The sequence below is a fragment of the Croceitalea sp. W27 genome (assembly GCF_055693185.1).
The window spans coordinates 3,407,657-3,418,995 of sequence record NZ_CM146327.1 but is presented as its reverse complement, the minus strand read 5'-3'; the positions used below and the strand labels follow the sequence as shown (position 1 = coordinate 3,418,995).

11 protein-coding genes and 1 tRNA gene are annotated in these 11,339 nt (G+C 37.2%); 6 read left to right on the top strand and 6 right to left on the bottom strand.

The genetic code is table 11. The features are described from left to right. Positions 1–4 precede the first annotated feature (4 nt). From ACZ1GR_RS15470 to ACZ1GR_RS15450, 5 genes are all read left to right on the top strand, one after another. Positions 5–88: transfer RNA gene (locus ACZ1GR_RS15470), tRNA-Leu, on the top strand. Between the two features lie 159 nt (positions 89–247). Further along, the gene (locus ACZ1GR_RS15465) at positions 248–1,147 is read left to right on the top strand and encodes a MerR family transcriptional regulator (protein ID WP_377764763.1); all 900 of its coding nucleotides are present in this window, start codon (positions 248–250) and stop codon (positions 1,145–1,147) included. A 17-nt stretch (positions 1,148–1,164) separates the two neighbouring features. Beyond that, positions 1,165–2,619, top strand: coding sequence for a phytoene desaturase family protein (locus tag ACZ1GR_RS15460; protein WP_472609778.1), 1,455 nt, complete (start codon positions 1,165–1,167; stop codon positions 2,617–2,619). A 5-nt stretch (positions 2,620–2,624) separates the two neighbouring features. Next, the gene (locus ACZ1GR_RS15455; RefSeq protein WP_377764761.1) at positions 2,625–3,464 is read left to right on the top strand and encodes a phytoene/squalene synthase family protein; all 840 of its coding nucleotides are present in this window, start codon (positions 2,625–2,627) and stop codon (positions 3,462–3,464) included. A 1-nt stretch (position 3,465) separates the two neighbouring features. After that, positions 3,466–3,915 (top strand): sterol desaturase family protein, encoded by a 450-nt coding sequence (locus ACZ1GR_RS15450; protein ID WP_377764760.1) that lies wholly within the window; start codon positions 3,466–3,468, stop codon positions 3,913–3,915. A gap of 1 nt (position 3,916) precedes the next feature. On the opposite strand, the gene ACZ1GR_RS15445 is transcribed toward ACZ1GR_RS15450, so the two are convergent. The 6 genes from ACZ1GR_RS15445 to ACZ1GR_RS15420 form a co-directional block, all read right to left on the bottom strand. Further along, a complete protein-coding gene (locus ACZ1GR_RS15445; protein WP_472609777.1) occupies positions 3,917–4,480 on the bottom strand; it encodes a TlpA family protein disulfide reductase in 564 nt (187 codons plus the stop codon). A gap of 4 nt (positions 4,481–4,484) precedes the next feature. Then, the gene (locus tag ACZ1GR_RS15440) at positions 4,485–5,048 is read right to left on the bottom strand and encodes a TlpA family protein disulfide reductase (protein WP_472609776.1); all 564 of its coding nucleotides are present in this window, start codon (positions 5,046–5,048) and stop codon (positions 4,485–4,487) included. Positions 5,049–5,111: 63 nt separating this feature from the next. Then, on the bottom strand, positions 5,112–7,385 hold the full coding sequence (locus ACZ1GR_RS15435) for an aconitate hydratase (protein WP_472609775.1): 2,274 nt from the start codon (positions 7,383–7,385) through the stop codon (positions 5,112–5,114). Between the two features lie 134 nt (positions 7,386–7,519). Beyond that, on the bottom strand, positions 7,520–8,473 hold the full coding sequence (locus tag ACZ1GR_RS15430; protein WP_472609774.1) for an AAA family ATPase: 954 nt from the start codon (positions 8,471–8,473) through the stop codon (positions 7,520–7,522). A 4-nt stretch (positions 8,474–8,477) separates the two neighbouring features. Beyond that, positions 8,478–9,899: a peptidylprolyl isomerase gene (locus ACZ1GR_RS15425; RefSeq protein WP_472609773.1), complete on the bottom strand. Its 1,422-nt coding sequence runs from the start codon at positions 9,897–9,899 to the stop codon at positions 8,478–8,480. Continuing rightward, positions 9,886–10,707 (bottom strand): peptidyl-prolyl cis-trans isomerase, encoded by an 822-nt coding sequence (locus ACZ1GR_RS15420; RefSeq protein WP_472609772.1) that lies wholly within the window; start codon positions 10,705–10,707, stop codon positions 9,886–9,888. Before ACZ1GR_RS15420 ends, ACZ1GR_RS15425 begins: the two co-directional genes overlap by 14 nt. Before the next feature lie 175 nt (positions 10,708–10,882). On the opposite strand from ACZ1GR_RS15420, the gene ACZ1GR_RS15415 reads away from it, so the two are divergent. After that, the gene (locus ACZ1GR_RS15415) at positions 10,883–11,335 is read left to right on the top strand and encodes an SRPBCC family protein (protein ID WP_472609771.1); all 453 of its coding nucleotides are present in this window, start codon (positions 10,883–10,885) and stop codon (positions 11,333–11,335) included. Positions 11,336–11,339: the final 4 nt, after the last annotated feature.

Genomic DNA, 11,339 nt, shown 5'->3' with positions numbered 1-11,339 from the left:
TTATACCCACGTGGTGGAATTGGTAGACACGCTACCTTGAGGGGGTAGTGTTCGCACGAACGTGCTGGTTCGACTCCAGTCGTGGGTACTTGAATCCCTTAGGTCAACTAAGGGATTTTTTAGTTGAAATCATTCCCTTTTAGACCACAGTTTAAAAGACAATTCAAGGAATTCTAAAATTTTAACTACCCTTTTTGAAGTTCGCATTGTATTAATCGTAAATTTGTTTAACGATTATTAAAAAATAATGAACAACGTTAAGAAGCATTTCAGTATTAGAGATTTGGAAAATCTTTCTGGTATTAAGGCACATACTATACGAATTTGGGAGAAACGTTACAATTTATTAAATCCGGAAAGAACCACCACCAACATAAGAACTTACAGTTTAAAAAGCCTTCAAAAGCTATTGAACATCACATTGCTCTACAATAATGGCTATAAAATCTCAAAGATTGCGAGAATCGCCGAGAATGAAATACCTGTTATTGTCAGAGAAATAGTTGCTAAAAACAGTGAAAAAAGCCATGCTATCAATGCGTTTAAACTGGCTATGATCAATTTTGACCAGAACCTGTTTTTTAGTACGTATAATAGTTTATTGAACGAACGCTCTTTTAGGGAAATCTTTAATGAAGTTTTTATACCCCTATTGAATGAGCTCGGCCTTTTATGGCAGACAGATACCATTAGTCCGTCTCATGAACATTTTATCACGCATTTAATTAAACAGAAAATATTTATTCATACCGAGAAGCTTCAAATAATAGAGCCCACCAAAAAAGATAAAGTATTTGCACTGTTTCTACCCGAAAATGAAATACACGAATTAGGCTTGCTATATCTTAATTATGAAATCGTTCTTAGAGGCTATAAATCAATATATCTAGGGCAAAGTATGCCAATTGACAGCCTTGTTGACCTCTTAAAATATTATGAGAATATTCATTTTATTTCATACTTTACGGTCTCGCCAAACAAAGACAATCTAGAAAAGTATATTTCCGAATTTGCCGATAATTTAAGACACACTGGCAATAGCAAACTATGGATACTCGGACACCAAATTCAACATTTATCTCATGTAGATTTACCAGATTACATTCAAACATTCAGCTCTATAGAGCGATTAACAAATTCTCTTTAAGCACCGTCATACCCTAAATGAATACTATATCGATAATCGGTTCCGGTTTCTCGTCACTGTCTGCGGCATGCCATTTAGCAAAAGAAGGATTTAAAGTATCTCTATTTGAAAAAAATAATACCGTTGGCGGTAGGGCAACACAGCTTATAAAAGACGGTTTTACTTTTGATATGGGACCAAGTTGGTATTGGATGCCAGATATTTTCGAAAAGTTTTTTGCAGCTTTTGATAAAAAACCATCAGATTATTACCAACTTGATAAATTGGATCCCGCTTACAAAATTTTCTTTGCTGATGATACCATTACCATTGGCGATTGTATGGATAAAATATGTGTGGAATTTGAACGAATCGAACCCGGAAGTGCAATCCATCTTAAAAACTTTATCGCTAAAGCACAGACCAATTACGATATAGCCATAAACAAAATAGTTTTAAAACCAGGTCTCTCACCACTTGAACTGGTTACCAAAGAAACGGTGCTTCGTGTTGACCAATTCTTTAAGACGATTAGTCAAGAAGTTAGAAAGAGATTCAAAAACCCTAAGTTGGTTTCAACGTTAGAGTTCCCAGTATTGTTTTTAGGTGCTAAACCTAGTAAAACACCATCTTTTTACAGTTTTATGAACTTTGCCGACTTTGGTCTTGGTACTTGGCACCCAAAAGGAGGAATGTATGAAGTAATAAAAGCAATGCGAAGTCTGGCCGAAGAACTTGACGTTACGATACTAACCAATGCCAATGTTGAAAAAATAGTGGTTACCAACGGAAAAGCAGTGGGTATTGTAGCTAATGGCAAGACATTCAATAGTGATTGGGTCATTAGCGGTGCCGACTACCATCATTCAGAAACCCTTTTGGATAAAAAATTTAGGCAGTATTCTGAAAACTACTGGAACAAAAAAACTTATGCCCCCTCATCTTTGCTATTCTATGTAGGTTTCGACAAAGAATTGACCAATGTAAACCATCACAATCTGTTTTTTGATACGGACTTTGAAAAACATGCCGAAGAAATCTATGATAATCCACAATGGCCGAGCATGCCGTTATTTTATGCTAATTTTCCTTCGGTTACAGACAAAAGTATGGCTCCAACTAATTGTGAGACAGGATTTTTCCTTATTCCCATCGCTCCAGACCTCGAGGATACGCCCGAGTTACGCAGTAACTATTTTAATATTATCATTGATAGATTTGAAAAACGTACTGGACAAGAAGTGAAAAATAACATTATATTTAAGGAAAGCTTTTGTGTGAACGACTTTATCGAAGAATACAATTCATATAAAGGAAACGCCTATGGTATGGCCAATACGCTATCGCAAACAGCTTTCTTAAGACCAAACCTAAAAAGTAAAAAAGTAAAGAACCTGTTCTTTACTGGTCAACTTACTGTACCAGGCCCCGGGGTACCGCCCGCTTTAATCTCTGGTAAATTGGTTGCCGATTTAATTATCAACAAACACTAGAGAAAATGAAAACCATTTTTGACAATGTATCTTATAGCTGTAGCAAGATTGTAACCGAATCTTACAGCACTTCTTTTACCCTTGCGACTAAAATGCTTGCCACCTCAATACGATGTGACATTTACAATATTTATGGTTTTGTGCGCTTTGCAGATGAAATTGTAGATACCTTTCATAGCTACGATAAAGAAGTTCTATTCAATGATTTTGAAGATCAATTAGAAAAAGCCTTAACCGATAAAATTAGCCTGAACCCTATTCTGAATTCGTTTCAGCATACCTACCATAAATACGGCATACCACATCATTTAGTCGCCTCTTTTATGAAAAGCATGCGAATGGATCTGGCAAAGAAAGAATACAGAACTAATGCAGAGTATAAAGAATATATCTATGGTTCTGCCGATGTGGTCGGCCTAATGTGCCTTTGTGTTTTTGTGAATGGCGACCAAGAAAAATATGAAAGTTTAAAGGAGTCGGCAATGGCTTTAGGTTCCGCCTTTCAAAAAGTAAATTTTCTTCGTGATTTGAAGGATGACTATGAGCTTTTAGAACGTTCTTATTTTCCTAACACCAATTTATTGGAGTTAGATGAGGCCTCAAAAAAGCGCATTGTAGATGAGATAAGGGCAGATTTTCAATTAGGTTATTCTGGAATCGTAAAATTACCGGCAGAAGCTAAATTCGGGGTTTACACAGCCTACAAGTATTACAACAAGCTGCTACAAAAACTACAAAAAACACCGCCTCTTGAAATTAAGAATACTAGAATAAGAGTGCCCAATTACCAAAAATTTGGGCTACTCGCAAAATCATATGTTAACTATAAATTACAATTAGTTTAAAATGAATATTATTATCGGAATCGTCATTTTTCTAGGTACTTTTTCCATTATGGAGTTTATGGCTTGGTTTACCCATAAGTATGTCATGCATGGTTTTTTATGGAGTTTGCATAAAGATCACCATAAAAAAGACCATGATTCTTGGTTTGAAAGAAACGATGCTTTTTTTATTTTTTATGCGATTGTTAGTATGATTTGTTTTTACCTAGGTGCAGAAACCACATTTTGGTATGGTTGGCCCTTAGGTTTTGGAATTCTAGCTTATGGTATTGCTTACTTTATGGTTCATGACATTTTTATTCACCAACGCTTTAAAATGTTCAGGAATGCCAATAATTGGTACGCCAAAGGAGTAAGACGTGCCCATAAAATCCATCATAAACACTTGGGTAAAAAAGATGGTGAATGCTTCGGAATGCTCTTTGTTCCTTTTAAATATTTTAAGCGATAGGCTAATGCTCAACTAGCAAAGTATCCAATAAATCCTTGACTGCCTTAGCATTCCAATCGGCCGCGCCAATTTCTTTTAGCACAATATTTCCTTTTTTATCCAAAATATAGGTGGTCGGTAAGCTTGATGCTTTAAGTGCGGTAGGGGTTTGAGTATTTTCAAAAAACACAGGTATTGCGTAGTCTTTTTTATTTAAATAAGACCTAACTTTTGCGCTATCATCATTCGCCAGAAAAATAAATTTCACTTTTTCTCCATAGTCCTCATGCAAAGCTACTAGACTGGGCATTTCTGCAATACAAGGCGGACACCAAGTAGCCCAATGGTTTATAATAACAACCTCACCACGATTGATACTGAAATTACTTCGATTCCCTTGAACATCAAGAAGCTGCCAATTATAGTCCGTAAGTTTTTGAGATGTTTCCTGTTTTTCAATACTTGGGGCAAATGAAAACAAACGCATCAACTGCACTTTTGCATAAAAACCTAAAGGTGTAAACAAAAATAACAGTATCAGCAATATCCAAATTGCATCAGAAAGTTGCCCTTTTTTAAGTGTCATGAATCTACTTTGCCAGTAAGTCGTCTAAAAGTGTTCTTACCTTACTGGTATTCCAATCGGCAATTCCCTCTTTATCTACCGCAATAAACCCACCTTTATCGATAATATATGTATGAGGTGGTTTTTCAGGAGCTTTAACTGAAGATTTATCGCCAATTATGAGATAGGTTACAGGGAAACTAAATTCGTTTTTCTCCATAAATTCTTCAACGGGAGGTCTATTTTCATTGGTGATGATGTAAAAATCCACTTTGTTTTTATAGTCATCATACAATGCCTGAACACTTTTTAACTCTGCCTCGGAGGGGAGTCTCCAGGAAGCCCAAAAATTAATAAAAACCACTTTCCCTTTTGACCTATCAAAATTGAAAAAATTCCAATCGGCGTCCTTTAACCGCCAAGAATAATCGGTTATTTTTTCCCGATTTACCTCCTCGACAATAGGTGGGGAAAATGCAAAAAGTTGGTTTAAAAATAATTTCCCATAATGGCCTAAAGGGGTAACAAAAAAAGAAAGTATAAAGAGTATTAGAACAATATTAAGTACTGTCTTTTTTCTTGTTTTCATTAATATGTATTTGCTTGAAAAAAAGAAACTCCTGAAAAAATCAGGAGTCTCCATAAATATTAGTTACTGTGCGTTCTCTTTCTTAATTACATTAAGAGCAGAACCTTCTTTGAACCAGTTTATTTGTGCATCATTATAGGTATGGTTTGCCATAATTGTGTCTTTACTGCCATCACTATGCACGACTTCTAGAGTCAATGGCTTGTCCGGTGCAAATTCCGCAATATCTATAAAATTGAAAGTATCATCTTCTTGTATAAGGTCGTAATCATTTTCATTGGCAAATGTTAAACCAAGCATGCCTTGCTTTTTCAGGTTGGTCTCGTGGATTCTTGCAAACGATTTTACCAATACGGCACCCACGCCAAGATGTCTTGGTTGCATTGCCGCATGCTCTCGTGAAGAACCTTCGCCATAATTATGGTCACCAACCACGATAGACTTGATACCCTTTGCTTTGTAAGCTCTTTGCGTATCTGGAACGGCACCATATTCACCGGTCAATTGATTTTTAACAAAATTTGTTTTCTTATTAAAGGCATTGACCGCTCCAATAAGGGTATTATTTGCGATATTATCTAAGTGCCCTCTAAAACGTAACCATGGCCCGGCCATTGAAATATGATCCGTAGTACATTTACCAAATGCCTTAATAAGCAGTTTAACACCTTGTAAACTTTCTGGCTGCATTGGAGTAAACGGTTCAAGCAACTGCAATCTTTCCGAACTTGGAGAAACCACTACTTGTACCCCACTACCATCTTCCATTGGCGGAACGAAACCAGCATCTTCTACCTCAAAACCTTTTGGTGGCAATTCCCAACCTGTTGGTTCATCAAACTTTACTTCTTCTCCATTCTCATTGATCAACGTATCGACTAGCGGATTGAAGTCCAATCTACCTGCTACTGCAATTGCAGCTGTAAGTTCAGGAGAGGCTACGAAAGCGTGTGTATTCGGGTTACCGTCGGCACGTTTTGCAAAGTTTCTATTAAACGAGTGTACAATGCTATTTTTAGGTGCATTCTTTGGGTCGCTATATCTTGCCCATTGGCCTATACAAGGTCCGCAGGCATTTGTAAATATCTTGGCATCGAGCTTTTCAAAAATGCCCAAAATTCCATCTCTTTCCGCTGTAAAACGCACTTGTTCAGAACCTGGATTAATACCCAGTTCTGCTTTCATTTTCAACCCTTTGTCTATAGCCTGCTGCGCTATGGATGAAGCTCTTGACAAATCTTCATAAGAAGAGTTCGTACAAGAACCTATTAGTCCCCACTCCACTTGAATCGGCCAATCGTTCTTAGTCGCTTTTTCGGTCATAGAAGTTCCTACCTCGGTAGAAAGGTCTGGCGTAAAAGGTCCGTTTAACAATGGGCCTAACTCAGACAGATTAATTTCTATTACTTGATCAAAATATTGTTCTGGGTTTGCGTATACCTCATCATCTGCGGTCAAGTGCTCTTTTACTTCGTTAGCTGCATCTGCAATATCTGCTCTATCGGTCGCTCTTAGATAACGTTCCATAGATTCATCATACCCAAAAGTAGAAGTTGTAGCCCCTATCTCTGCGCCCATATTACAAATTGTTCCTTTACCTGTGCAGGATAAAGCCTTGGCTCCAGGGCCAAAATATTCTACAATAGCTCCGGTACCACCTTTGACGGTAAGAATTTCCGCCACTTTAAGAATAACATCTTTTGGTGCGGTCCATCCTGAGATGGTACCCGTTAACTTTACACCGATAAGTTTGGGAAATTTAAGTTCCCATGCCATTCCTGCCATTACATCAACAGCATCGGCACCACCAACACCGATGGCGACCATTCCTAATCCACCTGCATTTACCGTATGTGAATCCGTTCCTATCATCATTCCTCCAGGGAACGCGTAGTTTTCCAACACCACTTGATGTATAATTCCCGCACCTGGTTTCCAGAAACCTATTCCATATTTATTTGATACCGACTCTAAGAAGTCAAATACCTCGGCACTCGTACTGTTTGCAGACTTTAAATCAGCTGCAGCGCCACTTTTAGCTTGAATCAAGTGATCACAATGCACAGTCGTCGGCACCGCTACCTTTGGTTTACCAGCTTGCATAAATTGCAAAAGCGCCATTTGGGCCGTTGCATCTTGACAGGCAATACGATCAGGAGCGAAATCAACATAATCTTTTCCTCTAGTAAAAACTTTATCCGGATTTCCGTCCCAAAGGTGGGAATACAGTATTTTTTCTGCTAAGGTTAGCGGTTTTCCAACCAATTTTCTTGCTATGTCTACCCTTTCTCCCATGGTAGCATAAACTTTCTTTATCATGTCGATGTCAAACGCCATTCTGCTATGTAGTTTTGAAGATTATAGTTGTTAAAATTACGAAATAGAAATGGGGGTATAAAACTTTTAATTCCGTATTCAAGAAAAATTAAGGAATAGTAAAAATTTGAAGCTCACTTTTATTTTAACCTCAGCTATAAAAGTGTTTCGATAATAATTTCTTCTGAGACCCCTTCAGCCTCTGCTTTATAGTTTTTTAGAATACGATGCCTTAATATTCCAATGGCTACCGCTTTTACATCTTCGATGTCTGGCGAAAACTTTCCATTGATCGCAGCATGCGCTTTTGCTGCCAACACCAAATTTTGAGAAGCTCTAGGGCCTGCACCCCAGTCAATATAATTTTTAACATACTCTGATGCATTCTCCATATTTGGGCGAGTACTGTTTACCAAACGAACGGTATAGTCCACCACATTATCGGGCACAGGAATACGTCTTACCAAACGCTGTACTTCATTAATTGCATCTGCACTAAATAATGTATTAAGTACCACTGAACTATCGGAAGTGGTAGATTTTACAATCTGTATTTCTTCTTCAATCGATGGGTATTCAAGTTTGATAGCGAACATAAAACGGTCTAGCTGGGCCTCTGGTAAAGGATAGGTGCCTTCTTGTTCGATAGGATTCTGCGTTGCCAAAACAAAATAAGGAAGGTCCAGTTTATGCTGCTGCCCAGCAATGGTAACAGCTCTTTCTTGCATAGCCTCTAAAAGAGCTGCTTGTGTTTTTGGAGGTGTACGGTTAATTTCATCAGCTAAAATAATATTGGCGAAAACTGGGCCTTTGATAAATTTAAAATTTCGGTCTTGATCTAAAACCTCGCTCCCTAAAATATCGCTTGGCATCAAATCTGGAGTAAACTGAATGCGTTTAAAATCTAGCCCCAAGGTCTGTGCAATGGTGTTCACCATCAAAGTTTTTGCTAAGCCAGGTACGCCAATCAACAAGGCATGGCCTCCCGTGTAAATAGCCAATAAAATCTGGTCAATAACTTCGTCTTGACCAACAATTACTTTTGAAATTTCATTTTTTAAGGCCTGGTGTTTTTCAACCAAGTTTTGGATGGCAGTTACATCTGACATTAATTTATTCTTTTACCCAGTTGTTGGCAAAATCGCAATCCCTATTTTCAGCGTCTACATGAATGTAGGTGTCTTCAATATGCTCATCCATCCATTCTTTAATCGCTTTATATTGCTTTTCTCGAAGTGCGAGTTCTTGAATCTTTAAATAGTCTTGGGCAAAATCTGCCTTATGCTCATCATACCTATTTGTAATTTTCATGATTTTAAACTTAGGTGCTCCTCCTCTTGGGTCGTCTTCTCTAAGTGGCCTTGAAATTTCATTATCCTTTAAATCACGTATTTGATTGTAAAGTGTCGGGTCCATTTTTGTGAGTTCAAATCGAGATCCAAAATCAATAGGGTTTCTCAGTACCCCCCCATCATTTCTAGTTTCTTTTTCATCCGAAAAATTTTGCGCTGCTTCCGCGAATGTATACTTTCCGTCTAAAAGCTGATTACGAATACTATCAAGTTCTTTCGCAGCCTCTTTCATTGCGCTATCTGGAATTTCAGGAATCATTAAGATATGCCTTAAATCTACCTCTCTACCCCTAATTTTTTCTACCATTATAATATGGTATCCATACTGGGTTTCAAAAGGTTCTGAAATTTCACCTTCTCTTAAACTAAAGGCAACGTCTTTAAATTCTTTAACAAATGGCGTCTGTCTGGTAACTGTATAAAACCCTCCATTAGCCCTAGACGGCTCATCCCTGGTATTTAATACCGCCTTAATTCTAAAACTAGAACCATTCTCCTCTACATCTTGCTTAATACGTTTTAACCTATCTATTATTTTTTGAACTTCGGCTTCAGGAGCTTTTGGTTGTTTAACTATTTGGGCAATCTCTAACTCCGCTCCAAAAATAGGACGTTCCTCTTCGGGTATTCTATAAAAAAACTGCCTTACTTCTTCTGGAGTCACCTCTACATCCTTAGTGATTTCGGTCTGCATTTTCTCTGAAAGAATACGAAGCTTGTTTATTTCAAAAAGTTCTGTTCTAAAACTCTCTATATCGGGTTTCTTATAGAATTTCAACACTTTCTCCATAGAACCGACTTGCTGCACCAATTGTTGAATCTGTCTATCGCTGGTTGCATTGACCTGATCATCAGAAACTAGAAGACTATCTTGAACCGCCTGATGCGCGTACAAACGATCTTCCATTAGCTTACCCAATAACTGACAATGGGTCACATCTTCAGTAGAAGCTCCTTGATTTCTTAAGTCGACAAGTGTTTTTTCGATATCAGAATCTAAGATTACATAGTCACCGATTACGGCAGCAATACCATCTAATTTCATTCTTTTTGCAACCACACTATCTTTTACCGATACTTCGCTCACTAAAGTTTCAGTAGTTTCATCCGTTGCTTCTTGACCAAAAGCTGAAGTAAAAATCACTACAAATAATAGTCCTATATTTTTTCTAATCTTTTCCATAAATCTCAAACTCATTTTTCTTGATGGCCTCATCAATAATTTCTGTCTCTATTTTTTTTATTTGTGAAAGTCTTCTGCGATTGATAATAATCTGTTTTATATCTGGAGTAACGTAAGACAAAGGTGCGGTGTCGTTTATATCCAGTACATTGCTCACCCTTCCCAAATATACCCCGATTGAATCCTGCAATTCAAAAAATTGTGAATTTTTTAAGTACTTCTCCTCGTTCTGTGATGTCAACGGCGGAATTTCTTCGATCAAACGTGATGCGCTTACCCAAATAGAATCATTAAAATGAAGCTTTTTAAATTGTACGGCAATCGAATCTAGATAATTCTTATCGGCTGCTTTAAAACTTTTGAGTTTGGTTTCAACAATATCCTTATCTAAAAATTGAAGTGGTAATGCAACAAATCGCAATTGCACCAATTTTTCACTGAGCCTAAAATTCTCCTTTTCATTATTATAAAATCCTTGCAACTCTTGCTTGGTAACAGATGTATCTGAAGACTGTTGTACCAAGGCCTCTAAATATGCCCTGGTGTAGAGGTCTGTTCTATAGTTATCCACCAACCTATTAAACTCTTGAAGCTGCTCTTCAGGAATGTTTATTTTTGATTTATCAAGTAGAAGCTCCTTAGATGCCCAATTGTTGATGTAATTTACGACAAAGGCAGCGCTATCGCGACCTTTTAAACCCTGAGGAATTAAATTTGCAACATCATCCTTATATAAATAAGAATCTCCGACTCTAGCTATAGGTTCTTTCTCTGGCTCTTCTTTAAATAAAGAATTGCATGAAGCCATGCTTAGAACTAAGGCAAGACAGTAAACCAAAACAACTTTACGGTTTAAAAAATACATTCAGCAAAAATAACAATAACTTAAAGTCGTGCAAGCGATGGCCAAAACCATTAACAGATTTTTAGTAGCTTCTCAAAATCAATATTTTAGTACATTAGTTCAATTAAACCTGACCGATATGAAATATACAACCGAAATAACCATTGACCTGCAACGAGAAGAGTTTATTAAGATATTGGATAACCCAGATAATATGCAGCATTGGATGCGTGGTTTGCTTGGTTACAATATGATTTCGGGTGAACCAGGCCAAGAAGGGTCAACGATGAACATGAAGTTTAAACGTGGTAAAGGAGAAATGGAAATGGTGGAAACTATACTAAAAAGAAATATGCCAGAAGAATTCCATGCCACCTACGACACTAAGGGAGTGCATAACATTCAGCGAAATTATTTTAAAGAAGAAAACGGAAAAACGAGATGGATTTCTGAAAGTGAATTTCTATTTTCTGGATTTGGAATGAAACTAATCGGGTTTTTAATGCCAGGTGCATTTAAAAAGCAGTCTATGAAATATGCACAAGATTTTAAAAATTTTGCAGAAAAAGGAATTTCAGTAACCAACTCATAAAAAC